Raw genomic sequence first — 25,267 nt, 5'->3', positions numbered from 1 at the left:
GTTATTTGCCCACTCTGGTAAAGGTTACGGGAACCAGGGTTTCATTCTCATCACGCTCGTAGCGGGCGTTGCACTGGGCCGCGCCGGTCAGCCCCTGCGAGCAGATAATTTCCGGCACCGCGTGGCGGTGGGTTCCGTGAAAACACTCCGCCCTCGAACGGGGCTTAATCACCAGGTTGCCGGACTGCATAAGCCCGAAATGCATCTCGGCCCGGCAAATAAAACCGTCTTCGTGCACGATGCGCGCCTGGCCGACATTTTTGCCGACCTGCAAACGCATCCCCGTAGGGATATCCATGGCGGCGTCGCTGGCCTTGAAGGCGACGCGCCAGTTGCCATCAAGGAACTTTGTGGTGCCGGCTTTTACCGCTTCGGCGGGCAGCACTAACGCATTTTTAGGCGGCGGCTCGGCGGGCTTTGCTTCTTCAACCGGCTGGCGGAGAACCTGTGCTTTTTGCAAGGGCAGCGCGTTCAACAAAACGGGCGGGGCGATGGGTTCAGGCGCCTTCACCGGCTCAACCATGGCGACCGAAACGGTTTCAGCTTCGTCGTCCGCCGGGTGAATCAGCGGGTAAAGCCAGGGCCACGCCAGAAGCAGCGCGATGAAAAGGCTGAGGTTGAAGACGGGCCACAGAATTTTGCGCCAAGCGCTTCGCCGCGCAACCGGTAAAGGCTCCTGAGGCGCCGGAAGGACAGGCGCAGGCGCTTCGGGCTGGCTCAGGGTGACAATCACCGGTTCAGGATCGTCATGGGCATCTTCTTCGGGGGGGACTTCAGCAGATGGCGCAGGCTGCTGTACAAGCATTGCTGGCGGCTCCTGCTCCTCTTGCGGCTCTGGCTTCATGCTTTCATGCAGGCACGCCAGCGCGTGCTGGTCAGCGGGCGTATTGAGGTCGATAAAGCCCCAGAATGTCAGTACCGGTTTTTCATCCACCAGATAAACATGCTGGCAGCCGGGAAAACGAAGGGCGTGCTGCAGGAGGCTGCCAAAAAGCCGCTCGGCGGTTTTGGGCGACGCCAGGCTGCGTTCGCTGAGCTGCGAGGCGGTCAGCAGGCAGTTATCCAGATAACGCAGGGCCTGTATGCGCTGCTTTTCGCTAGCGCAGGCCCAGGGAATAACGGTGCCGGGCCTGCGGGGCGTACCAGTCTACCTTATCGCCGCTATCATCAGGCTGGGGAATCGCCAGGCAATCCGCCAGCAGGGACTGTTTTCGTAACCTTAAGGTTTCGCGTATTTGCCGCGCAGAATCAAAAATAGACTGCCCGTTTTCACCCAGCGCGAGAAAGTTATCGCAATAACCGCTGCGCAATAATATTTTTGACAATTCTTTAACCTTTATCCATCAGACTTATTTAGCTATTTGCTGGTCGTTGTCTATTTTAACGGCTTTATGGATAAAAAAGGGCTTAACGCATAAGACAAAAAGCGGACAAAAGCGCCGGCTATTAGCGCTTTTGCTCAGGGAAGGGTAATACGAAATAATAAGGATGTTAAATTTGTTTTATTATTTGATGAGCTATCGCTATAAATAGAGTGATGTTAAAATAGTCAAAAAAAAGCTCCCTTATAAAAGGAAGCTTGAGTGCCTTTAGCAATAAAAGGCAACAGGCATCTGGTCAAATACTAAGATTGTAAATTTTCCCCGCGCTGACCTGACGAGAGATGCCGTCCGCGCTGTAGGTGGCGTTTTTGTTATCGACCTGATTGACCATATTTTTTAAATCTTTTGCTTTTTGCATATGCATTTCAAGCAAAGTGGCTATCTGCTTATTCAGTTCGTTAGATGTTCTTACCCGCTGGGTAACGTTTTTCCACAGCGTGCCAAAAGCCTCATGATCCCGGTAGGGAGCCGCCAGGTTAAGACGATGCTCTTCCTGGTTGCGCATTTCATCATAATAGCCAATGGTTGAGAGCAGCCGGCTTTTGGTGTCGGATATTATCTGCAACGATACCGGGTTAATCTGCGGGCGCCTTAACTGGTTCATTTCTTCCGTAAGAATCGCTTCCAGTTCCACCATGGAATCATGCATTTTTATCAAGATTAGTCGTAAGTTTTCCATTGTTTATGCTCGAAGCATCGTTTAAGAGAAGTTAAGCATATCCTGCACTAAGGCATGCGCGATTTTATCGGTATCAATATGTAATTCGCCGGATTCCATGGCGGCCTTGATATTAGCCAAACGTTCCATGTTGATGTCGTGAGTGGTGTCTGTCTGAACGGCTTGCGTCAGCTTGCTTAGGCTAACCTGGGTACCTGCCGTTTCGCTGCTGGCAACGGGGGCTTTGCTTACGCTCTGCGCTTTGGGGCGTATCGCTAAGTCATGCAGAGCATTGCCGGAAGTAACAGGTTGTGCTCGGTCGATGCTCATAATAGTCCTCTTTACTGGTTGTTCTGGGGTTTCACGCTACAAAAATATAAATCGGCGAATTCAAAAAAAACTAAAACTATTCTTTAATGAAAATGCTCACTTTACCTTCTGCGGTGGCTTTTCCACTGATGACCTGCCCGGAACGGGTCTTTATGCGCAGCGTTTCATCCAGCGCCGCGTTGTCCAGCGCCTTGCCGCTGGTACGGATTTGAAAACCCTCCCCTGCGGCCCAGCACCTCAACCTCCTGTCCGGCGAGCACCTTCCAGCGCTTGCGCAGGTGGCTTTCGAGCACCGGCTGGCCGGCGTTGATGGCGCGGGTCGTCACCTGGCCGATAATGTCCTCCTTGTGGGATATCAGTCCGGGCGGCAAGCGGTCCATGGCGCCGCTTTGAAGAGCGATGTCCGCAGCCCGTATCAGGCTGCCGGCCTTCAGCGCGCGGCTTGCGGTCCACCAGCTTCCCTCAGCCTGAATCTTCACCTGGATGAACTTTTTTTGGTTACCGCACTGGGCGATCACGCTGCGGTTGCCGGCAATGCGCGAATTGTTGCCGCTAACGGAAAGCCGCGGCGTGGCGCAGAGTTCAGCAAGCTGTCCGGGCGGCGTAAGAACCGTGACGCTGCGAATAATCGCATCGTCTTCGTTATTAAGCAGGGCCGCGATCTGGCTCTCTAAAGGCGTTTTTTCCGTTTGCGCCTGCGCCGGGATAGCGAAAAATATCACGCCAAAGAACAGCACGGCCGGACGGATAAATAAAAGACGGGACAACGCGGACATCAAACTCTGGCCTTATAATATCGGGCGGGAAAGAAAAACCTGAACCGCAAAGGTTACGGTAAAAAGTATAGGCCAGAATGCGGAAAATTTAATGCATGAAATGCGCGCGCTTCCGTAGCTATATAAAGCTATAGACGTGAATTTAATAGCCATGGTTTTTTAGATGACTAATTGCGTTTATTTCTGTCATGTTTTTGCGTTATAGAATTACATTGTTCCATTTTAGTATATGCGCATGATTCATTTGGCAGAGGCCAGCAAAACCATGCTTGACAAGCTCGATAATTCGCTGCGTTTTCAGCAGCAGGCATTAAGTTTGCTTAATCAACGGCAGGATATTTTAGCATCGAATATCGCAAATGCCGATACGCCAGGTTATTTAGCCAGAGATATTGATTTTAGCCAGCAGCTGAAAAAAGCGATGGGTAATGGCATGCAGCCAACGGCGCCTTTGGCTTTAACGCTGACGACGCAAAAACATATTCCGGCCAGCGCACCCGCGATGCATCAGGGCCAATTATTATATCGTGTGCCGGACCAGCCGAGCGCTGATGGCAATACGGTGGATATGGACCGTGAGCGCGTCAACTTCGTTGATAACAGTATCAAATATCAGTCCAGCCTGACGATGCTCGGCGGGCAAATTAAAAGCATGATGAGTGTCATCAGCCAGGGTTAATTATTGCTATGTCTTTATTTAGTATTTTGGATATTTCCGGTTCGGCGATGGCCGCCCAGTCAAAAAGGCTTAACGTCAGCGCCAGCAATATGGCCAACGCCGACAGCGCCGTGGGGCCTGACGGTAATCCTTACCGCGCCCGCCAGGTTGTGTTTCAGGTTGATGCCGCCGCGGGGCCAACAGATAGGCGGCGTTAAAGTCAGCGACGTTGTGGAAAGCAGCGCGCCGGATCGCATGGTTTACGAGCCCGGCAATCCGCTGGCGGACGCGAAAGGCTACGTGCGTATGCCTAACGTCGATGTGGTCAGCGAGATGGTGAACACCATCTCGGCCTCGCGCAGCTACCAGGCGAATGTGGAAGTCATGAACAGCGCAAAATCACTGCTGTTAAAAACATTGACCCTGGGTCAATAGAATCAATAAGGAAGATTGATATGGCCGTTTCAGCGGTGATGAATCAAACCAGCGCTCCCGGCGCGACAAAAAGCAGCAATGGCCTGGGGGATAACGTTGAGGATCTCATGAATAACTTCATGACCCTCCTCGTGGCGCAAATGCAAAACCAGGATCCGACCAACCCGATGGACAACAACCAGCTCACCTCGCAGCTGACGCAGTTCCAGACGGCGGCCGGCGTTCAGCAGCTCAACAGCAGCCTGAACGCCATGGGCACCCTGGTGTCGGGCATGCAGCAGATGGACTCCAGCCAGTGGATTGGACGTAAGGTGTTAACCGAAGGCGAGTCGACGATTTCCAACGCCGAGGGCGGAAATCAGGAAGGCGCCTTCACCATCAGCAGCGACGCCGATACCGTCAGCGTGATCCTCACCGATGCCCAGGGCAACGTGTACACCGCCGACATGAAGGATGTGAAAGCGGGCGTTCACCAGTTCAGGATGGAAGATTTAACCAATTTCCAGCCTGCCGATCCGGGCACCATTGAGGACGGCAGCTTTAAAGTTTCCTACTCCGTCACCAACGCAGATGGCAGCACGCCAGAGATTGTTTCCCTGAAAAAATCAACGGTGGAAAGCGTGGCGTTTACGCCTACGGGCGCACTGTTGCAGCTGGGCATGGGGGAAACGGCGATGCTGGGCGATGTGTATCTCGTTGAATAAATTCTTTTTTAATTTTTAGCTTTCAGGAATAACAACATGGGCTTTTCACAAGGGCTTAGCGGATTAAGCTCCGCCTCGCAGGCGCTGGACGTGGTCGGCAACAACATTGCCAACTCCCAGACGGTAGGTTTTAAATCGGGCTCCATTGCCTTTGCCGACGTCTTCGCCGGCTCCCAGATCGGGATGGGCGTGCAGGTTTCCGGCGTCAATCAGAATTTCAGCGATGGCGTGCTTGGCCAGGGCAACAGCAACCTTGATATGGGCATTTCCGGCAACGGTTTCTTCCGCATGGTGAACGAAGCCGGCAGCGTGTTCTATAGCCGTAACGGTCAGTTCCAGAGCGACGAAAATGGCTTTATCATCAATAACCAGGGGATGTATTTAACCGGTTACCAGGCCACCGGCACGCCGCCGACTATTCAGCCCGGCGCCGCCATCGGACCTATCCAGATCCCTTCAGGCCAGATGCAGGCGCGCGCATCTGACGCCGGCACGATGAAAGGCAACCTGGATTCCGGCACCGAGACTATCGATCCCGCAACTAATCCGTTCGATCCTTCTGATGCAAAAAGCTACAGCTCGGTTACCCAGGTCGACGCCTACGATAGCCTTGGCAACAAGCACACCATTAACGTCTATTTCGTAAAAACGGGCGACAACAAATGGTCGACCTATTCCAGCGACACCACTTCACCGAAGCATGACGGCAGCGGCAATCCTGTTTATCAAAAGATGGACATCGAGTTCGATCCGGCCGGTCAGTTAACCACCAATCCGGCAAAGCTTAACGTGCAGAGCGACGGCTATAAAGGCGGCGACGCGCTGAACTTCGATCTTGATATGGCGGGCATGACCCAGCAGGCGACCGACACCGCTATGGAAAGCCCAAGCACTACGGGCTATGCGCCCGGCCTGATGAACGGCTATGTGGTAGGCGACAGCGGTGAAATCATCGCCTCTTACAGCAACGGTCAGAAGCAGACTATCGGCCAGGTGGTGCTTAGCAACTTCACAAACCCGGGCGGTCTGGCTTCAGAAGGCAATAACTGCTGGTCTGAAACCCCGGCCTCCGGCCAGCCGGTATCGGGTATTTCCGGCACGGGCAACCTCGGCACGCTGTACGGCAACCGACTTGAAGCCTCCAACGTTGATCTGAGCAAGGAGATGGTCAACATGATCGTCTACCAGCGTAACTATCAGTCCAACTCGCAAACCATCAAAACGCAGTCTGAGCTTCTTCAGATTCTGTCGAACATGTCGTAAAGCGGGCTGATATGGATCGCGCAATTTACACCGCTTTGGGGGCAGCGAACGCTGCCCTTAATCGCCAGGCGGTCACTTCGAATAATCTGGCAAACGCCTCCACGCCGGGGTTTCGCGCCCAGATGATGGCCTGGCGGGCGGTGCCGGTTGAGGGGCCCTCCGTTCAGACGCGAACGCTGGTGACCGAATCCACGCCTTACCACGACAACACCATGGGCAGCGTAAACCAGACGGGGCGCAGCCTTGACGTCGCCCTGCCGCAGGATGGCTGGCTTGCGGTGCAGCTTGCCGACGGCTCCGAGGGCTATACGCGAGACGGCAACATCGAGGTGGACAGCGAAGGCCAGCTGCGGGTGCGCGGGTTTGCGCTGCTCGGCGACGGCGGCCCGCTAACCGTGCCGCCGCAGTCGCAGGTCACCCTGGCTCCGGACGGCACCATCACCGCGCTTGGCGCGGGCGACGAGCCTGCGGCGCTGGCGCAGGTTGGACGACTCAAACTGGTTAACGCTCCGATTCAGCAGCTGCGGCACGGCGACGACGGCCTGTTTCATTCCGCAGCCAACCCAGGCCAGCCCCTTCCGGCGGACCTGGACATGAAGCTGGTGCCGGGCGCCATTGAAAGCAGCAACGTCAGCCCCGTAAAAGCGATGGTCGACATGATCGCCACGGCGCGCAGTTTCGATATGCAAATGAAGGTTATCAGCTCCGTTGATGACAACGCGAAGAGCGCCAATCAGCTACTGAACATAGGCTAACGCCGGCAAGGAGACATTCTTTATGATCCGTTCGTTATGGATTGCCAAAACAGGTCTTGAAGCACAGCAAACCAATATGGATGTGATTTCAAACAACCTGGCAAACGTCAGCACCAACGGCTTTAAACGCCAGCGTGCGGTGTTTGAAGATCTGCTCTACCAGACGCTGCGCCAGCCGGGCGCCCAGTCCTCCGAGCAGACCACCATCCCCTCCGGCCTGCAGCTGGGTACGGGCGTGCGTCCGGTAGCCACCGAGCGTATTCACAGCCAGGGCAGCCTGACGCAGACCAATAACAGCAAAGATGTGGCTATTAACGGCGGCGGTTTTTTCCAGGTGCAGATGCCCGACGGCTCCATGGCCTATACGCGCGACGGCTCGTTCCAGTTTGACCAGAACGGCCAGCTGGTGACGGCAAGCGGCTATCCCATCCAGCCGGCGATTACCGTGCCGCAGGATGCCAATACCCTGACGGTCGGCAAGGATGGGACCGTCAGCGTGACCATCGTCGGCCAGACCGCGCCGCAGCAGATTGGCCAGCTTACCCTCGCCACCTTTATCAACGACTCCGGGCTGGAGAGCATTGGCGAAAACCTTTACCGCGAAACCCAGTCGTCCGGCGCGCCAAACGAATCCACGCCGGGGCTCAACGGAGCCGGTTCCTTAACGCAGGGCTACGTTGAAACCTCCAACGTCAACGTCGCTGAAGAGCTGGTCAATATGATCCAGACCCAGCGGGCTTATGAAATCAACAGTAAAGCTGTTTCGACATCCGATCAGATGTTGCAACGCCTGATGCAACTTTAATGGCACCGCAGGCCGCCGCCCGTCCTTTACCCACGGGTCGTAGCCTGCGCGTCCTGACCGCAGTGAATGAAATGAAAAATCATCCCTTTTCCCATCCCGCCCGAGCGCAGGCAAGCCCCACGCGCGGCATGTTCAAACGTACCCTGGTCCCGCTGATGCTCGCTCTGCCGCTGGCCGGCTGCGCGTATATTCCGCATAAGCCTTTGGTGGAAGGGCAGACCACGGCCAACCCGGCTCCGGTGGCGCCGGCGGTGATTAATGGCTCGGTGTTTCAAAGCGGGCAGGCGATGAATTACGGCTACCAGCCGATGTTTGAAGACCGGCGGCCAAGAAACATCGGCGATACGCTGACTATAGTGCTGCAGGAAAACGTTAGCGCCAGCAAAAGCTCGTCGGCCAATGCCTCCCGCGACGGATCGACAGGGCTGATGTTTGACGCCATGCCAAGGGCCCTCACCGGTTTGTTCGGCGGCGACAGGGCTAACACCGCGATTAGCGGCAACAATGATTTCACCGGCAAAGGCGGCGCGGCGGCGAAAAATACCTTTAACGGCACGATAACCGTCACGGTGAGGGAGGTGCTGCAAAACGGCAACCTGAGCGTGGTGGGCGAAAAACAAATCGCCATTAACCAGGGAACCGAATTTATCCGCTTCTCCGGGATAGTTAACCCGCGCACCATCAGCGGCAACAACACGGTGATATCTACTCAGGTAGCCGATGCGCGCATTGAATATGTCGGCAATGGCTACATCAACGAAGCGCAGCAGATGGGCTGGTTACAGCGTCTGTTCCTCAATCTTTCACCTTTTTAGTTAGCCGATATGAAAACTTTCCTGCTCACTTTTTGCCTTGGCCTGCTCTGCGCCGGCCTGTTTATTCTGCCCTCATCATCGGCGTATGCCGAACGCGTCCGGGACCTGACCTCTGTTCTCGGCGTGCGCAGCAACTCGCTGATGGGCTACGGCCTGGTGGTGGGGCTGGACGGTACGGGGGATCAGACCATGCAGACCCCGTTTACCACCCAGAGTCTGAACAACATGCTCTCGCAGTTGGGCATCACGGTGCCCTCGGGCACCAATATGCAGCTTAAAAACGTGGCGGCCGTGATGGTCACGGCGGAGCTGCCTCCCTTTGTCCGCGCCGGCGAGAAAATTGACGTCGTTGTCTCCTCAATGGGCAACGCGAAAAGCCTGCGCGGCGGAACGCTGCTGATGACGCCGTTAAAAGGCGTGGATAACCAGATTTACGCCCTGGCGCAGGGCAACCTGCTGGTGTCGGGCGCCGGCGCGCAGGGCGGCGGCTCCAGCGTGCAGGTTAACCAGCTAAACGGCGCGCGCATCAGCGGCGGCGCCACCGTTGAACGCGAGGTGCCGATGAGCTTTGCCGGGCAGAACACGCTCTACCTGCAGCTTAACGACGGCGATTTCGGCCTTGCCCAGCAGATAAGCGACGAGATAAACCGCCGCATCGGCGCCGGTACGGCGGTTGCTGAAGATTCACGAGTGATCAAACTTTTTGCCCCGGCGAGCAGCGCGGCGAAAGTGCGTTTCCTGGCCGATGTACAGAATCTGTCGATTCGTCCAGGCCCAATGGAGGCCCGCGTTATCGTCAACTCCCGCACGGGCTCGGTGGTGATGAACCGCCACGTAACCCTGGACGCCTGTGCCGTCGCGCAGGGCGATTTAACCGTTGAGGTTGCGCGGAACACCCAGGTCAGCCAGCCGGATACGCCTCTGGCGGGCGGGCAAACCGTTGCGACAAACGACACGCAAATTTCGCTGCGCGAGCAAAACGGCGCCCTGCAGCGCGTGAATACCAGCGCCGATTTGAACCGCGTGGTGCGTGCGCTTAACAGCCTTGGCGCAACGCCAAACGACCTGATGTCCATTTTGCAATCGATGAAAAGCGCCGGCTGCCTGCGCGCGAAACTGGAGACCAACTGATGAACAGTTCAGCTCTGATTCAGGGCGCGGCCTTTGATATTCGCAACCTCGACGCTTTAAAACGCACCGCGAAAGAAGACCCGCAGCAGGGCCTGAAGGCCGCAGCTAAGCAGATGGAAGGGCTGTTCGTACAGATGATGCTTAAAAGCATGCGGGATGCTTCTTTGAAAGGCGGGCTTTTTAATACCCAGCAGTCGGAGATGTTTACCTCTATGTACGACCAGCAGATCTCCCAGAGCATTGCCGAACGCGGCAGCCTGGGGCTTGCTGACGTGCTGGTTAAACAGATGGGCGGCGAGGCGGACCCTGATAAGCGCGTGACGCCCACCGCGTTTAAGCCGCTTTCGCTCGATAGCGCTTCGTTTAAACGTATTCCGCAGCGGCTAAGCCCCGAAGATATCGTCAGGCAGGAAAAAGCCAGAACGGCGGGCGAAGCGGGCATCAGCGGTAAAAGCGGCGATTTTATCGCTCGCCTGCTGGCGCCGGCGATGGATGCCTCAAAGAAAAGCGGTATTCCCCACCAGCTTATTATTGCCCAGGCGGCTTTGGAATCCGGGTGGGGTAATCAGGAAATTCTTACCAAAGAGGGTAAGACCAGCTACAACTTATTTGGTATTAAGGCGACCGGCGGGTGGAAAGGCGATACGACGGAAATAACCACCACCGAATATATAAACGGCGTGCCGCAAAAGGTGAAGGAAGCATTTCGCGTCTATGGTTCGTATTCTGAAGCGTTATCGGACTATGCGGCGCTGCTGGCGAATAATCCACGTTATCAAAATGTTACGCGCGCGCCATCCCCTGAACATGCGGCAAGGGCCCTGCAGAGCGGCGGCTATGCGACAGATCCACAATATGCCAAAAAATTAATCTCAATTATCCAACAGGTGAAGGGTAATGTTAATAAGGCGTTAAATGCCTATAAAAATGATCTTTCTTCACTATTTTAGAATTATCGTTTTAGTTTATTTTGATCTGACCGATATATAAATTATCAGTAGGAATTTTCTTAAGTGCGCTTAAGGATATTCTGCGCAGGAATTTAACGGTGGATATTTATGAATCTTTTAAACCTTGCTCAAACAGGTCTGAGTTCCGCCCAGTCGGCATTAAACGTTGTGGGTAATAACCTCAGCAACGCCATGACCAGCGGCTACAGCCGCCAGAGCATTATTTTAGGTGAGGCGGGCGGCAGAACCGCCGGCAACGGCTTCTTCGGCTACGGCGTGCAGGTTAACGGCGTCCAGCGAGCCTACGACAGCTTCATCAATAATCAGGTGCGCGGCGCCGCCACGGAGTATCAGGCGATGGCCAGCCGGTATCAGCAGCTCAGCCAGATCGACAACATGCTGGGCGATGATACCTCCAACGTCTCTGTTACCCTGGGCAACGCCTTCGGCGCGATGGAGAAGATGAGCAGCGATCCGGTAAGCCTGGCCGCCCGTCAGGAAACCCTCTCGCAGTTCAAAGCGCTTTCCTATCAGTTCCAGAACAACAGCAAGACCCTTAATGGCCTGGAGAAATCCACCAACACCCAGATTTCGCAGACCGTTAATGACATCAACGCCAGTACTGAACAGCTTGCCAGGCTGAACCGGGAAATCGAAAAGATTCAGGGTCAGACGGGAACCCTGCCCCCCGACCTGCTCGATCAGCGTGATTCTCTGCTAAGCAAGCTTAACGATCAGATTGGCATTCGCGTTACGGAAAACCCGACCACCGGCCCGGGTGGACGTGACGATGGCAAACGGGCTGCCGCTGGTTAACGGTGAGCGTGCTTATACCCTGGAAGCGGCGGCTTCACCGGCAAACCCGTCAAAAACCGTGGTTGCGTACGTTGATGCTTCGGGCAACTCTCTGCCGCTGGACGAATCAAAAATCACCACCGGCAAGCTTGCCGGCCTGTTCAAGTTCCGTAACGAAGATCTCACGGACGCGCGCAACCAGCTCAACCAGCTTGCCTTACAGATGGCAAACCGCTTTAACGAAGTGAACCAGCAAGGCTACGACCTGAACGGCGAAGAGGGGACGGCCATCTTTAATATCGCCGACCCGGTAGCGCTGGCTAATCGCAATAACAACGGCAGCGCCTCGCTGGGCGTGTCCTACAGCAGCATCACCGACGTTAAGCCGCAGGATTACACCATCACCTTTAAAGGACCCGGCGCCAACGACTGGGAAGTCACCACCGGCAGCGGCAACGTCGTCAATACGACGGTGGGGCCGAACGGCGAAATTGAGTTTGACGGCCTTTCCATCACGCCGCAGGGCAACCCGCAGGCCAACGACAGCTTCGTGCTTAACTCGGTAACCGGCGTGGCGGACAATCTGAGCGTTGCCATTGAAGACGGCAATAAAATCGCCGCTTCAAGCTCGCCGGACAGCAGCGACGAGAGCAACAACGAAAACATCAAAAACCTGATCGCCATTAAAGATGAAGCGCTCATCGGCAAATCCACCCTCACCGAGGCGTATGCAAACCTCGTCAGCAGCGTGGGGTCGTCTATGACGTCGCTGAAAGCCAATGCGGCCACCGGCGCTAAAACCGTTGACGCGCTGCTCTATCAGCAGCAGGCGGTTTCCGGGGTGGATCTCAACGAGGAGTACATAAATTTAACCATGTATTCCCAGTACTATCAGGCGAACGCGCAGGTTTTACAAACCGCGACAACCCTGTTCGACACCATTTTAAGCATCCGCTAAGCGCCGTTCACCCCAAGGGGGAATGTGAGAAAGGAAGAAGGGAAAAACGATGCGTCTAAGCACTCAGTATATGTATCAAAGCAACATCGATAGCTTATCTAAGGCGATGAACAGCGGTAACGACGTGTATATGCGTCTGTCGTCAGGGCAGATTTTACTGAAGCCTTCCGACGATCCGGCCGGGGCGTCCCAGGCGGTGATTTACCAGAATGCGCTGGCGAACATTACCCAGTTTGATACCGCACGCTTATATGCCCGCGATGCTCTCGGTCAGGAAGACACGACGCTTAATTCTATTGCTAATCTGATGACGAAAAACCTGTCGGAGAAGATTGTGGCCGGCGGTAACGGCGCCTATTCGGACGCCGACCGTCAGGCTCTGGCAACGGAGCTGCAGGGTATCCGCGATAATATGCTGGATCTGGCGAACAGCAAAAACCAGAACGGACGCTATATATTCTCCGGCTACAAGACGGGCGAAGCCCCGTTCCAGGCTGACGGCACCTATGTCGGCGGCGACGTGGCGATGACGCAAAAGGTAGCGGACAGCACTGAAATCTCGGTCGGGCATACGGGCAAAGATGTTTTTATGAGCGGCACGCCGGACGACGTTTTCGCCGCGCTGGACAAAGCGATTGCGGCCCTCAAGCAGCCGGTGGTGGATGATGCCGATCGCGAGGCGCTGCAAAGCACCCTTGATAGCGTCAACGTCTCTATTAGCCGCGGCATTGATAACCTCGGCAAAATCCAGGCGGAGGTCGGTACTAACCTGCAGCAGATTGAGTCCCTTGGTTTTAGCTCGGAGACGCAAAAGATAACTTTGCAGTCGCGCCTGCAGCAAACGGTCGGTTCCGATCCGGACTCAATGATTAGCCTCGTTTCACAATCAAAGATGACCGAATTCGCGCTCAACTCGTCAATGATGGTTTTCCAGTCCATGCAGCAAATGTCGATATTTAATATGTTACGTTAATATTATATTTTATGTAAAAAATACTGCGCCATATTGTTATTTATTAATGGCCGGTTTGATTATCTGAAATAGGATAATTGACTCATAACTTCCCGGCGGAAGTATAACTTCCGCATGGGGAAATTATATGGTCATCTAATTAAAATAAAAATTGCACATTTTATGTGAATGATGTTGTTATACTTTTTTCCTGTTTAAGTGCGCCTGGCTTATTTTTACTGATTATTGGTCGTTGACTGTTCTTTACCTACCGAAAAGAAAAATCCTATAATTAACGCATATTATAGTGAACGTTCAGCTTGTCAGCTTTTTAAGGGCGTTTGACGAGCGTGCCTGGTTATTAGTTGGTGGGATAATGGAAATATGAATGGTATCTATAACCCGAATGGCGTAGTAGATAAAAATGAACTGTGGGTAAAGTATGGTTCATTAGTACGTCATGAAGCGCTTCGTCTTCAGGTTCGTTTGCCGGCAAGCGTCGACCTTGACGATCTTATTCAGGCGGGCTCTATTGGGTTACTGGTGGCAATTGATGATTTCGACCCCAGTAAGGGCGTGACGCTGGGAAATTATATTACCCAACGCGTACGCTGGGCATTACTCGATGAGCTTCGTGAAAGAGACTGGGTGCCAAGGCGGGTACGCCATAACGCCCGGGAGATTGCCGCCGTTATTCAAAGAATCGAGCAAAGGACCGGTATGACGGCCTCTGAAGCCGAGGTGGCTAAGGAAATGGGCGTCACCATACGCGAATACCAGCAGATGCTGGCCGATACAAACAGCAGTCAGCTTTATTCGCTGGAGGAGCTACAGGAGGAGTCTGCGGATGGCTTTGAGCAGCCTGAATCACAGCATGAAAATTTAAATCCTTTAAATAGCTTGATGATTAAAAAGCTTATTAGCCAGATATCAAATGAAATAAGCGCACTACCAGAACGCGAGCAGCTATTGTTAAATCTCTATTACCAGCAAGATCTCAACATGAAAGAGGTAGGGGTGTTGTTGGGCATTACGGAGACCCGCGTTAGCCAGTTGCATAGCCAGGCGATAAAAAGATTACGGGCGCGATTAGATTCAATTAGGTAATATTTTAAGTTACTTATTACGATCACTTTATTAACATCAGGGAAATCTTTGATCATTATTCTATTACATTATTCGATGTAATGGTTGTTTCAATATGCGCCGTGTTTACGTATCGGTGGATATAACATAGGTAACATAAACAATGCATCTCGATGAACAACTGCAAAGTATTCATGATATCAACCTGTCCTATCTGCTGCTGGCACAACAGTTAATTAGAGAGGATAAATTCGCCGCGGGTTTTCGTCTCGGTCTGACCGAAGCGACGATTGATACCTTAAAGGAATTATCTCTGCCTCAGCTGATTAAACTGGCGTCGACGAATCAGTTAATTTGCCGCCTGCGTGTTGATAATGAAATCGTAATCGATCACTTAACGAAAGACTCGCGCATTGAAGCCTTACAGCAAATGCATACCGGCATCATCTTATCAACCAATCTGCTGAATTCACTTGTGGAAGAAAGCGTTCCTGCTGCCTAGGAGTCTGGATCATGTCCGAAAAAAGCATTTTAGATGAAATTAAAGAAATCCATATCGCGATGGCTTTAATTTCCTTTGGCGCGCGTATGCAGGTGCTGGAAAGCGAAACAAGCTTAAGCCGTAGAAGATTGCTAAGGCTTTATAAAGAACTCAGAGGCTGCCCGCCGCCGAAGGGAATGCTGCCTTTTTCCGAAGACTGGTTTATGTCATGGGAGCAGAATATTCACTCCTCGATGTTCTATAACATCTTCCTGTATCTGCAAAAAACGGAAGAGTGCCGTCCTATCGAAGCCATGGTGAAAGCCTACCGTCTCTATCTGGAACAGTGTCCGACGACCGCGGATGAGAAGCCGGTGCTCGGCCTTACCAGGGCCTGGACCCTGCTGCGCTTTGTTGATTGCGGAATGATCGAACACACCGAGTGTTGCGTCTGCCACGGCTGGTTTGTGGCCTCCCGGGAACATGCGAAGAACCCCTTTACCTGCAGCCTGTGCAGCCCGCCATCGCGCGCCATGAAGAAAAGTAAGGTGTATGACTTAGCCGTGCAAAACGCATAAAGCGTCTGATAACCGTAGGTCGCTCATAAGGATATTACTACCCTGACGTCGTCATCAACGATGAGAAGGTTACCGTACGGAAAAAGGCTGGTAACCGCTGCATAAGGGTACGATCGAGATTTTTTTTCAGTAGGAGTTCATGTGTTAGTCATTGTTGGTTATGTGGTAATCATCCTTACCGTCTTTGGTGGATATGGTTTATCCGGCGGGCATTTCGGCGCGCTATATCAACCGCTCGAAGTGCTGATTATTGGCGGGGCGGGGATCGGCGCCTTTATCGTCGGCAATAATGGCAAGTCCATTAAGGCCACGATGAAGTCGCTGCCGCACCTGATGAAAGGATCGTCTTACACCAAAGCCCTGTATATGGATCTTATCGGCGCTTTGTATCTGGTGCTGAACAAAAGCCGCCAGAACGGCATGATAGCGCTGGAAAATGACATCGAGGACCCGCAGAACAGCCCTATTTTTTCCGCCTATCCCCGGCTGCTGGCAGACTCGGTGCTGATGAACTTTGTGCTTGATTATCTGCGCCTGATGGTCAGCGGCAACATGAACGCTTTCGAGATGGAAGCGCTGATGGATGAGGAAATCGAAACCTGCGAGCACGAGCATGAAGTCCCGGCCAGCAGCCTTAATAACGTAGGCGACGCCCTGCCGGCTTTCGGTATCGTTGCTGCGGTGATGGGCGTGGTCAACGCGCTGGCCTCAGCGGACAGGCCCGCTTCGGAGCTGGGTGAGCTGATTGCCCATGCGATGGTGGGCACCTTCCTGGGGATACTGTTGGCCTATGGATTCGTCCTGCCGCTGGCCCACCCTCCTGCGTCAGAAAAGCAGCGAGCAGATTAAGATGCTGCAGTGCATCAAGATGACGCTTCTTTCCAGCCTCAACGGCTACGCGCCGCAAATCGCCGTTGAGTTCGGCCGCAAAATTTTATTCACCAGCGAGCGCCCTACCTTTATTGAACTGGAAGAGCATGTGCGCCAGGTGAAATCCTCTTCATCGGCTAGCGGATCTGCGGAAAGTTCCTCATGAGTAAAAATGATAAGTCGTTGATTGTCGTCCGCAAACGTAAAGGCCATAAGCACGGCCATCACGGCGGCTCGTGGAAAATCGCCTATGCGGATTTCATGACGGCGATGATGGCTTTCTTTCTGGTGATGTGGCTGCTGGCCTCTTCCACGCCGCAGCAGCGCCATCAGATTGCGGAATATTTCAATATGCCGCTGAAGGTCGCGCTAAGCCAGGGCAATAAAGAGAGCCTGAGCGACAGCGTTATCCCCGGCGGAGGCGACGACGTCATCAAGCAGGACGGCGAAGTCTTTAAGCGCACCCTGGAAAAGCTCGACCGCGAAAAGAGTACGCAGAACCTGAAGCGCGCGCTGGATAAGCTGGAAAGCCTGATCAAAAACGATCCGCGGCTGAGCAATTTCGCCTCCAACCTGCGGCTGTCGCTCACCGAGGATGGGCTTTTGATTCAAATTCTCGACAGCCAGGACAGGCCCATGTTCCGGGTCGGCGGCGTGCAGCTGGAACCCTACATGCGCGGCATCCTCGAGAGTCTGGCGCCGGTGCTCAACGATTTGCCCAATCACCTTAGCCTTACCGGGCACACCGATTCCCTGCCGTATCCCGGCGGCGGCGTGGGGTACAGCAACTGGGAGCTTTCCGCGGACCGCGCTAACGCCTCCCGCCGCACGCTGGTCGCCGCAGGGCTTGCGTCAGACAAGTTCATGCGCGTGACGGGAACGGCGGACATTATGGTGCTGGAAAACACCCGGCCCACGGATCCGTCTAATCGACGCATCAGCATTCTGGTACTAAGCCAGGAAAAAGAGAAAAGCATCAGGCATGAATACCTCTCGCGGGGTACGACTTCGCCTGCGCAGCATAAAGAGCAGATAGAAGCACAGCTTAAGGCGATGGCCTCCCCGGCGGGGGGAAAAATTGTGCAAACGGAACCCGCAACACTAAACCAGGAGAAGGTTGAGCAAGATGGACGTAAGTGATTTTTATCAAACTTTCTTTGCCGAAGCAGATGAATTACTGGCTGATATGGAGCGGCATCTTCTAGAGCTGGACTGTACCTGCCCCGACAAGGAAATGATGAATGCGATTTTTCGTGCGGCGCATTCCATAAAAGGCGGGGCCGGAACGTTCGGTTTTAGCGTGTTACAGGAAACCACACACTTAATGGAGAATTTACTGGATGATGCCCGTTGTGGGGAGCTTCCTTTAAACAGCGATATCATCAACCTGTTTCTGGAGAGTAAGGACATTATGCAAGAGCAGCTGGATGCGTATAAATCATCTCAGGAACCCGACCAGGAAAGCTTTCGCTACATCTGTGATGCTCTGCGCCAGATAGCGCTTGAGGCCAAAGCCCACAAGGAGGGCGGAACGGCGCTGGCTCCGGCCGCGGCCGTGCCGGCCCAGGCTGAGCCGGCCGCGGACGCAGAAAAAGCGCAGCCGCTACTGAAAATTACGCTTAGCGGTCTTAAAGAGTCGGAAGGCAAGGTTTTGCTCGAAGAGCTGGAAAACCTCGGCGAGCTGGAAGGCCATGAGCTTAGCGGGGATAAAGTGGTAGCGCAGTTACGCACCACGACTTCCCGGGACGATATTTTCGCCGTTCTGTGTTTTGTGCTGGAGCCTGAGCAAATTGAGATCGCGGAAGCCGTCGCCCCGGCCGCCCCGGCCGTTGTCGAAAGCGGTGAAACAGCTTTACCGACCGTGATGGAAAAGGCGACCGAAGTCAGCGTCCAGCCGACGAAAACCGCGGTGTCCAGACCCAAGCCCGCGGCCAGAACGCCGAGCACGGAGGCCAGCAGCAGTATTCGCGTGGCGGTGGAGAAGGTCGATCAGATAATCAACCAGGTCGGCGAGCTGATCATCACCCAGGCGATGCTGTCGCAGCTTTCAGGCACCCTCGACCCGGCCGTTCACGACACCCTAATCAGCACCATCGGCCAGATGAGCCGCAACGCGCGCGACCTGCAGGAATCGGTCATGTCGATTCGTATGATGCCGATGGAATACGTCTTTAGCCGCTTCCCGCGCCTGGTGCATGACCTTGCCGGTAAGCTTAATAAAGAAGTGGAGCTGACCTTAAAAGGCGGCTCGGCGGAGCTGGATAAGAGCCTTATCGAAAGGATTATCGATCCGCTCACGCACCTGGTGCGCAACAGCCTCGACCACGGCATTGAGCCGGCGGACATTCGCCGGGCGAAGGGCAAGCCTGAAAAAGGCAATCTGATTCTTTCCGCGGAGCATCACGGCGGCAACATCGTCATTGAAGTGATTGACGATGGCGCAGGGCTTAACCGTGAGCGAATTCTCGCGCGCGCCAAATCACAGGGCATGGCGCTGAGCGATAACATGAGCGACGAAGAAGTCTGGATGCTGATCTTTGCCGCCGGCTTCTCGACGGCCGAGAAGGTCACCGACGTTTCCGGACGCGGCGTCGGCATGGACGTGGTACGAAGAAATATCCAGGAAATGGGCGGCCACGTGGAGATTAAATCCGAACAGGATAAGGGCTCCACCATCCGTATTATCCTGCCTTTGACCCTCGCCATTCTTGACGGCATGTCGGTGAAGGTGGGCGACGAAATTTATGTGCTGCCGCTTAGCACCGTGATGGAGTCGCTGAAGCCTTCTAAAAACGAGCTTTACCGCATGGGCCGGCAACGAGCTGATGCTGCAGGTGCGCGGCGAATACATGCCGCTTATCGAGCTGTATCAAATTTTCGACATCAATAGCGATGCCCTTGAGGCCAGCGAAGGAGTCGCAGTCATCCTGCAAAGTGCGGGCAACCGCTATGCGCTGCTGGTCGATCAGCTGATTGGCCAGCATCAGGTGGTGGTTAAAAACCTCGAACTGAACTACCGCAAAGTTCCGGGTATCTCAGCGGCAACTATCCTTGGCGACGGCAGCGTAGCGCTGATTCTGGATGTTGCGGCACTGGTCTCGCTGTGCAAAAACAAGCGATTGATTAATAACGACAACGTAGTGTTGAGTCAGTTGAAGGTGATCGAATGAATATCTCAGCATCAGAAAAACAGTTTGACGAAAAGAATATCGGACAGGAATACCTCGTCTTTACCCTCGGCGAAGAAGAATACGGTATTGAAATCCTCAAGGTTCAGGAAATCCGCGGCTACGATCGCGTAACGCGCATCGCTAATACGCCGGACTTTATTCTTGGGGTAACAAATTTACGCGGCGTTATCGTGCCGATTGTCGATTTACGCGTGAAGTTTGATTTGCAGGTCACCGAATTTAACGCCAACACCGTCATTATTATCCTGAGCTTCGCCGACCGCGTGGTGGGGGTTATCGTTGACGGCGTCTCCGACGTTATTTCACTAAATAGCGCGCAGATCAGGCCGGCACCGGATTTCTCGGTCACGCTTTCAACCGAATATCTGCTGGGGCTGGGCACCATCGATGAGCGTATGTTGATCTTAGTGGATATCGAAAAGCTGTTAAACAGCGAAGAGATGGAGCTGGTTGAGAAAATAGTAGAAGGCGTGCACGACTAAAAATCAGCAGCCGTATCCAGAGCCTGTCGTGGATGATTAACGACAGGCTTTTTTTATTTCTATGGTTAATCAGCAAGCCTCGCGGTAATCATAGCGGCAACAGCTTCTCTTGCGCCTGAAGAATATAGTGCAGGATAAAATTCTTCATCGGCAGCGGCCGGGAATAATGGCCTCCCTGCAATAAATTAATGCCCCGTTCGGTCAGGCAGCGCGCCTGATTCTCACTTTCTACGCCTTCGGCCCCCAGCCTGATGCCCAGCATAATGGCAAGACCCGACAGCGCCGACAGCGTCTTCTTATAGACAGGCTCGCCCTGATGAGTAAGGGTAAGGTCGCGGTTGAGCTTCAGCATGCAAAAGCCCATATTCTCCAGGTACTTCAGGCCCGAGCAGCCGGCGCCGAAATCATCGATGGCAAACTGAATGCCCGCGTCCCTCATCTCCTGCAGGCCGCGCAACATCGGCTCTTCCACCTCGTTAATGGATCGCTCGTTGACTTCAAACATCATATTAAAGCTGTCGGCGAAAACGCAGGCCGAGGCTTGCAGTTCGCGGTGGGTAATCTGGCTGGCGCTGATATTGAAGGTGAAAAAGAAACCCGGCGGCAGCTTACTGCGCAGCGGATAAAAACAGCGCTGGATGTCATCGATCAATTTAACGGTAAAACTCTCAAAGGCCTCATTATTGATTATTGCATCGGCGGCAGAAAAATTCCCCGCTTTATCTTTGAAATAGAGTAATACCTCCGCCCCTATTAAACGGCGGGTGACCGAACAGATAATCGGCTGAATATAGGGGCAGGCTTCCATTGTCAGCCATATTTTTAATTTATCCGTGTGGGCGTCCGCCGGGCGGTGAACTTTTTTTAGCGCAGCGTTAAATTTGTTAGCGGCCCAAAGATAGGGTGGCAGCATATTGATGTCCCCGCGCCAGCATTAATGGCGTTATGCAGAGAATGAAGCCGCCGGTAAAATAACGGAGATGTTACCTGATGTATACGCGGCCGGCTGGTTAACGCTTTGTATTATATGGTTTGGAATGCTTTTTGTACAACGCGTTAATAAGAGGATAAGCGGCTATAAACGGGGTTATTTAAATGATTACCGGCAGGATAATAGAAAAAACCCGGCTCGAAAACGAGCCGGGTTCGCCTGGCGGGTTAAAAAATTAACGCAGCAGGGACAGAACGTTCTGTGGAACCTGGTTTGCCTGGGCCAGTACGCTGATACCGGCAGACTGCAGGATGTTCGCACGGCTCATTTCAGAAACTTCAGAAGCGAAGTCGGCGTCCAGGATACGGGAACGGGATTCGCTCAGGTTGTTTACGGTGCTGTTCAGGTTGCTGATTACAGAGGCGAAACGGTTCTGGGTTGCACCCAGGCCGGAACGCATTTCGTCAACCTTAGCCATTGCCGCATCGATGGTAGCCAGCGGATCGGCAGTTTTACCGGACAGCGTATCAACGTCAACATCAGCACCTTTGGTGAAGGCTACACTCACATCTCCTGGATTAGTAGTAGGATCGCCGTCACCGTCACCGTCGGCATCAGTAGTGGTGGCCGTCATATAGGTTGACACTTCTGTGCCATCTGACTGTTTACCTACCGCGATAAGGGAAGTATTACCGTCTTCGTCCGTATACTTGAAGATGTCACCTTCGCCACCGACGCCAAATGCTTCCTCTTTCATCGCTGCGATGTCGTCTGCGGTCAGGGTCCAGCTGGCTGTGTCGCCTTCAGCGGTAACAGTATTACCTGCTGAAGCACTTTCCATGCCGCCGCTGATTTTAAAGCCGTCCATACCCAGAGTCGCAGCGCTTGTTTCGCTTAACGCGATATCGATAGTCTGGCCATCGTTAGAACCTACCTGGATGCTCAGGGTCTGGTCTTTGCTCAGTACCTTCACGCCGTTGAACTCGGTCTGTTCGGAGATGCGGTTGATCTCAGCCAGACGCGCGTCGATTTCATCCTGGATGGACTTGCGGTCAGACTCGGAGTTGGTGCCGTTCTGTGCCTGTACGGTCAGACGACGAATATTCTGCAGGTTGTCGTTGACTTCGTTCAGCGCGCCTTCGGTGGTCTGCGCAATGGAGATACCGTCGTTGGCGTTACGGGAAGCCTGAGTCAGACCGGTGATGTTAGCGGTGAAGCGGTTGCTGATCGCCTGGCCTGCGGCATCGTCTTTTGCGCTGTTGATACGCATGCCGGAGGACAGACGTTGAATAGAAGTTCCCAGAGCGGACTGAGATTTGTTCAGGTTATTCTGTGCAACCAGGCTCAGGGAGTTAGTATTAATTACTTGGGCCATCTTCAATTCCTCTTACTTTATTGATTTAGCACCACTTCAATGTAGTGCCCAATATTTCCATGCGTTGTTTCGTTCGCATAATAAAAATATCGGCGCGGGAAAAAATATCTAAAAATTTTTTTGCTATTTTTTTATCATTTGCCTGGAATTTATGCGAACAGGGAGGTATGCGCCGGAATTTATTGAGAATTGGCGCCTATCCCCTGAATTAATCAATATATTGGCGCCATGAATGGTTATTGCCGGCCGGTTTCAGGATGAGGGCTTAACCATGCCCTGAATTGCCGGTATAAACGTCTTCGCTTCGGGTTTGTATGCTTTTTTTTTGCGCGGCGGGGAAGCCTCTTTAAGAGCCTGAGCGTCTTTGCTGTAGTTAAAGAGCATGGCGGCTAAATAACTGAGGAAAACGCAAATAGCCGAATTAATCTCATAATTGTCGTTATTTTTAAGGTTTGCTTTTTATCGCCTGAAAAATAACCCGCCATGGCCGGCGTTCTATTCGTCAAACAGATGAAAGGAGTGTTTTAAAGCGGCCTTACGCGTTGCCCTTGCGAGGTTAAAAAATTAAACTTTAGGGCGCAAATAACGATACCAATAATGAAGCATAAAAAATTAAATTCACGCCATACAGGAGAACGACATGGCTTCTATATCATCATTAGGCGTTGGGTCAGGACTGGATACGGAAACTATGCTGGCGCAGATTAAAGCCGGCGAACAGACCCGACTGTCACCTTACACGGCGCTGCAAAGCAGCTATAAGGCAAAAGTCTCCGCCTGGGGCCAGATCTCAAGCGGCCTTTCTTCCCTGCAGGGCACGGTGAAAAAACTCTCCGGCGAGGCCTTTAACACCCTGTCGGTAAGCAGCAATACGGCTTTCACCGCGACGGCAACCTCCTCAGCTCGCGCCGATACCCATTCGGTTACCGTTCTTAGCCTTGCCACCTCGCACAAGTTAAAAACCGACAGCGTCGACGACCAGAACCAGCAGCTGGGCTCCGGCGGCGGAGGCGAGCGCACCGTTACCATCACCCAGAAAGATGGCAGCGAAATGAAGGTGACGCTCAAGGACGATGAAACCTCGCTAAGCCAGATCGCCAAGGCGATTAACAAAGAGAAGGGCGATGTTTCCGCGACCGTACAGCGCACCGATGAAGGCTATCAGCTGGTACTGAGCTCAAAAACCACCGGAACGGACGGGGAAATAACCGTCAGCGTAGAAGGTGACGACACGCTGGGCGCGGTGCTAAATAGCGATAACCTGCAGGAAGTTTCTAAGGCCGAAGATGCGAGGCTTATCGTCGACGGCAGTAATTACACCCGCTCAAGCAACAACATCACCGATATTCTTGACGGCATTACGCTGACGCTAAAAGCGCCTTCTGAGGACGAGAAGTCAGAGCAGCTGACTTTGACCCAGGACACCAGCGCAATTAAGAGCACGCTTAAAGATTTTGTAAAGCAATACAACGCGTTACTGACGACCACCACCAACCAGAGCAAGTATGTCCCTTATGATTCGTCCAAGTTAAAAGATGACGATATAGCCACGCAAAACGCGTCTAACGGGGCGCTGATGGGCGACTCCACGCTGCGCGGAATGGTCAGCGAGATTCGTTCAACGGTAAACGGTGTTTATGGCAATCCTGATGCAGACTTCGGCTCTTTAGCGGATCTGGGCATAAAAATCGATGCCGGCACCGGGCAGATGACCCTTGACGAGAGCAAGCTTGATGAGGCGATTGCCGATAACCCGGATCAAATCGCCAATATGTTTACCGGCATCGGCGAACATGCGGGGCTTGCCACTACGCTTAGCGACGTTATTACCCAGTATGTGGGCGACTCTGATAAGAAAACCGACGGCATCATTAAAACCTCGACCGACGGTTTAAACGATCAGGCCACTAAGATGCAGGATCAGATTGATAAAACGCAGCGTTTAATCGATGCCAACGTCGAGCGCTACCGCATACAGTTCCAGAATCTGGATACCACTATGTCCAAGCTAAACAGCATGAGCTCGCAGCTCAACGCCATACTGGCGACGTTATAAGCCTGATTATTATTTAAATTCTTTTTACCGGCAGGGGCATCTAATCTCCTGCCTCTTTATTATGGAGCCTATTATGTACGCGAGCCGAGGTATACAGGCGTATGCTCAGGTTGACTTGCAAAGTCAGCTGGCCGGAGCAACACCTCATCAGCTTATTACGATGCTGTATGACGGTGCGCACAATGCAATTCTGCGAGCCAAAATTTATTTTGAAAACGGCAACGTCGCCCGTCGTGGAGAGATGATTTCCAAAGCCATCAATATTATCGATAACGGCCTTCGCGCCGCGCTCGATCATGAAAAGGGAAAAGGGATCGCCGAACAGCTGGAGATGCTTTATGACTATATGTCGCGCACCCTGCTGGAGTGCAACCTGCAAAATAACGCGCAGCAGCTTGCCCATGTGGACGAACTGCTGATGAATCTCGCCGCCACATGGAAGGAAATCGACCCCCAGCTACAGCAGGTAAAAAATGACTAAGGCGCTGACCACCGACTATGAAGTCGTTTATCAATTAAATTTAAGCCTGCTTGAGAAGGCGCGCCAGGGCGAATGGCCGGCGTTTATTGAGCTGGCGGAGAATTATATTATTAAACTGCAGGAGGTCATTAATAACCATTCTGAGAGGCTTACGCAAAGCGAGCAGGAAGGGATCGGCAATATTGTCAAAAAACTCCTGGAGAATGAGGCTGAAATATCCAGAAACCTGGAAAATCGCCTCGATGTATTAAAAGCGGATATCTCATCGCTCAATCGTGGGAAAAAGTGTAATCAGGCCTACTCCGCAAGTTTTACCTCCACTCTCCAATAGTGCGATAAGGCTATTTTGCTCGTCAGAGAAAATGGCCT

The 25,267-nt window shown here is 53.2% G+C and carries 25 protein-coding genes and 4 pseudogenes; 21 read left to right on the top strand and 8 right to left on the bottom strand.

The features are described 5' to 3' along the window. Position 1: 1 nt before the first annotated feature. From WLO32_RS16780 to flgA, 6 genes are all read right to left on the bottom strand, one after another. The gene (locus WLO32_RS16780; RefSeq protein ID WP_435948327.1) at positions 2–1,075 is read right to left on the bottom strand and encodes an SrfA family protein; all 1,074 of its coding nucleotides are present in this window, start codon (positions 1,073–1,075) and stop codon (positions 2–4) included. 22 nt (positions 1,076–1,097) lie between these two features. After that, on the bottom strand, positions 1,098–1,325 hold the full coding sequence (locus tag WLO32_RS16775) for a hypothetical protein (protein ID WP_435946157.1): 228 nt from the start codon (positions 1,323–1,325) through the stop codon (positions 1,098–1,100). A 292-nt stretch (positions 1,326–1,617) separates the two neighbouring features. Beyond that, the gene (locus WLO32_RS16770) at positions 1,618–2,019 is read right to left on the bottom strand and encodes a flagella synthesis protein FlgN (protein WP_435946156.1); all 402 of its coding nucleotides are present in this window, start codon (positions 2,017–2,019) and stop codon (positions 1,618–1,620) included. A gap of 63 nt (positions 2,020–2,082) precedes the next feature. After that, on the bottom strand, positions 2,083–2,370 hold the full coding sequence (gene flgM, locus WLO32_RS16765) for a flagellar biosynthesis anti-sigma factor FlgM (RefSeq protein WP_435946155.1): 288 nt from the start codon (positions 2,368–2,370) through the stop codon (positions 2,083–2,085). A 76-nt stretch (positions 2,371–2,446) separates the two neighbouring features. Beyond that, positions 2,447–2,611: a flagella basal body P-ring formation protein FlgA gene (locus WLO32_RS16760; protein ID WP_435946154.1), complete on the bottom strand. Its 165-nt coding sequence runs from the start codon at positions 2,609–2,611 to the stop codon at positions 2,447–2,449. Next, positions 2,535–3,146 (bottom strand): flagellar basal body P-ring formation chaperone FlgA, encoded by a 612-nt coding sequence (gene flgA, locus WLO32_RS16755; protein ID WP_435946153.1) that lies wholly within the window; start codon positions 3,144–3,146, stop codon positions 2,535–2,537. The genes WLO32_RS16760 and flgA overlap by 77 nt, the downstream gene beginning before the upstream one ends. 265 nt (positions 3,147–3,411) lie before the next feature. On the opposite strand from flgA, the gene flgB reads away from it, so the two are divergent. The 18 genes and pseudogenes from flgB (at position 3,412) to cheW (ending at position 20,055) form a co-directional block, all read left to right on the top strand. Beyond that, complete coding sequence (gene flgB, locus WLO32_RS16750) at positions 3,412–3,825, top strand: flagellar basal body rod protein FlgB (RefSeq protein WP_435948326.1); 414 nt, start codon at positions 3,412–3,414, stop codon at positions 3,823–3,825. Positions 3,826–3,833: 8 nt separating this feature from the next. Further along, a pseudogene (gene flgC / locus WLO32_RS16745) lies at positions 3,834–4,239 on the top strand (flagellar basal body rod protein FlgC). Positions 4,240–4,259: 20 nt separating this feature from the next. Further along, positions 4,260–4,943: a flagellar hook assembly protein FlgD gene (locus WLO32_RS16740; protein ID WP_435946152.1), complete on the top strand. Its 684-nt coding sequence runs from the start codon at positions 4,260–4,262 to the stop codon at positions 4,941–4,943. Positions 4,944–4,979: 36 nt separating this feature from the next. Then, a complete protein-coding gene (flgE, locus tag WLO32_RS16735; RefSeq protein ID WP_435946151.1) occupies positions 4,980–6,206 on the top strand; it encodes a flagellar hook protein FlgE in 1,227 nt (408 codons plus the stop codon). Positions 6,207–6,217: 11 nt separating this feature from the next. Beyond that, a complete protein-coding gene (locus WLO32_RS16730; protein ID WP_435946150.1) occupies positions 6,218–6,961 on the top strand; it encodes a flagellar basal body rod protein FlgF in 744 nt (247 codons plus the stop codon). Between the two features lie 22 nt (positions 6,962–6,983). After that, positions 6,984–7,766, top strand: a complete 783-nt coding sequence (flgG, locus tag WLO32_RS16725) for a flagellar basal-body rod protein FlgG (protein WP_435946149.1) — start codon at positions 6,984–6,986, stop codon at positions 7,764–7,766. Between the two features lie 128 nt (positions 7,767–7,894). Further along, positions 7,895–8,581, top strand: a complete 687-nt coding sequence (locus tag WLO32_RS16720; RefSeq protein WP_435948325.1) for a flagellar basal body L-ring protein FlgH — start codon at positions 7,895–7,897, stop codon at positions 8,579–8,581. 9 nt (positions 8,582–8,590) lie between these two features. Next, positions 8,591–9,712, top strand: coding sequence for a flagellar basal body P-ring protein FlgI (locus tag WLO32_RS16715; protein ID WP_435946148.1), 1,122 nt, complete (start codon positions 8,591–8,593; stop codon positions 9,710–9,712). After that, complete coding sequence (gene flgJ / locus WLO32_RS16710; RefSeq protein ID WP_435946147.1) at positions 9,712–10,662, top strand: flagellar assembly peptidoglycan hydrolase FlgJ; 951 nt, start codon at positions 9,712–9,714, stop codon at positions 10,660–10,662. Before WLO32_RS16715 ends, flgJ begins: the two co-directional genes overlap by 1 nt. Positions 10,663–10,770: 108 nt before the next feature. Next, positions 10,771–12,415, top strand: a pseudogene (gene flgK, locus WLO32_RS16705) (flagellar hook-associated protein FlgK). Positions 12,416–12,464: 49 nt separating this feature from the next. Beyond that, on the top strand, positions 12,465–13,388 hold the full coding sequence (gene flgL / locus WLO32_RS16700; protein WP_435946146.1) for a flagellar hook-associated protein FlgL: 924 nt from the start codon (positions 12,465–12,467) through the stop codon (positions 13,386–13,388). Positions 13,389–13,751: 363 nt separating this feature from the next. Beyond that, positions 13,752–14,474, top strand: coding sequence for an RNA polymerase sigma factor FliA (locus WLO32_RS16695; RefSeq protein ID WP_435946145.1), 723 nt, complete (start codon positions 13,752–13,754; stop codon positions 14,472–14,474). A 142-nt stretch (positions 14,475–14,616) separates the two neighbouring features. Further along, positions 14,617–14,955, top strand: a complete 339-nt coding sequence (gene flhD / locus WLO32_RS16690) for a flagellar transcriptional regulator FlhD (protein ID WP_435946144.1) — start codon at positions 14,617–14,619, stop codon at positions 14,953–14,955. A gap of 11 nt (positions 14,956–14,966) precedes the next feature. Then, entirely contained in the window at positions 14,967–15,512 is a 546-nt protein-coding gene (gene flhC, locus WLO32_RS16685; protein ID WP_435946143.1) for a flagellar transcriptional regulator FlhC, read from the top strand. A gap of 141 nt (positions 15,513–15,653) precedes the next feature. Continuing rightward, positions 15,654–16,548: pseudogene (gene motA, locus WLO32_RS16680) on the top strand (flagellar motor stator protein MotA). Beyond that, the gene (motB, locus tag WLO32_RS16675) at positions 16,545–17,522 is read left to right on the top strand and encodes a flagellar motor protein MotB (protein WP_435946142.1); all 978 of its coding nucleotides are present in this window, start codon (positions 16,545–16,547) and stop codon (positions 17,520–17,522) included. The pseudogene motA and the gene motB overlap by 4 nt, the downstream one beginning before the upstream one ends. Beyond that, positions 17,509–19,552 (top strand): annotated as a pseudogene (gene cheA / locus WLO32_RS16670) (chemotaxis protein CheA). The gene motB and the pseudogene cheA overlap by 14 nt, the downstream one beginning before the upstream one ends. Further along, positions 19,549–20,055 (top strand): chemotaxis protein CheW, encoded by a 507-nt coding sequence (gene cheW / locus WLO32_RS16665; protein WP_435946141.1) that lies wholly within the window; start codon positions 19,549–19,551, stop codon positions 20,053–20,055. Before cheA ends, cheW begins: the two are co-directional and overlap by 4 nt. Before the next feature lie 88 nt (positions 20,056–20,143). Here the strand turns inward: cheW and WLO32_RS16660 are convergent, their stop codons facing one another. Further along, the gene (locus tag WLO32_RS16660) at positions 20,144–20,968 is read right to left on the bottom strand and encodes an EAL domain-containing protein (protein WP_435946139.1); all 825 of its coding nucleotides are present in this window, start codon (positions 20,966–20,968) and stop codon (positions 20,144–20,146) included. 253 nt (positions 20,969–21,221) lie between these two features. Then, positions 21,222–22,361, bottom strand: a complete 1,140-nt coding sequence (locus WLO32_RS16655; RefSeq protein WP_435946138.1) for a FliC/FljB family flagellin — start codon at positions 22,359–22,361, stop codon at positions 21,222–21,224. 640 nt (positions 22,362–23,001) lie between these two features. Here WLO32_RS16655 and fliD point away from each other — a divergent pair. From fliD to WLO32_RS16640, 3 genes are all read left to right on the top strand, one after another. Beyond that, positions 23,002–24,417 carry a flagellar filament capping protein FliD gene (gene fliD / locus WLO32_RS16650; RefSeq protein ID WP_435946137.1) on the top strand — a complete coding sequence of 472 codons (1,416 nt, stop codon included), beginning with the start codon at positions 23,002–23,004 and terminating at the stop codon, positions 24,415–24,417. 73 nt (positions 24,418–24,490) lie between these two features. Further along, positions 24,491–24,898: a flagellar export chaperone FliS gene (gene fliS / locus WLO32_RS16645; RefSeq protein ID WP_435946136.1), complete on the top strand. Its 408-nt coding sequence runs from the start codon at positions 24,491–24,493 to the stop codon at positions 24,896–24,898. After that, a complete protein-coding gene (locus tag WLO32_RS16640) occupies positions 24,891–25,229 on the top strand; it encodes a flagellar protein FliT (RefSeq protein ID WP_435946134.1) in 339 nt (112 codons plus the stop codon). Before fliS ends, WLO32_RS16640 begins: the two co-directional genes overlap by 8 nt. The last annotated feature ends 38 nt before the right edge of the window (positions 25,230–25,267 follow it).

Source organism: Dryocola mayonis, from assembly GCF_051307045.1.
In the GTDB taxonomy this organism is placed as follows: Bacteria; Pseudomonadota; Gammaproteobacteria; order Enterobacterales; family Enterobacteriaceae; genus Dryocola.
This window is presented reverse-complemented; position numbering and strand designations above follow the sequence as displayed.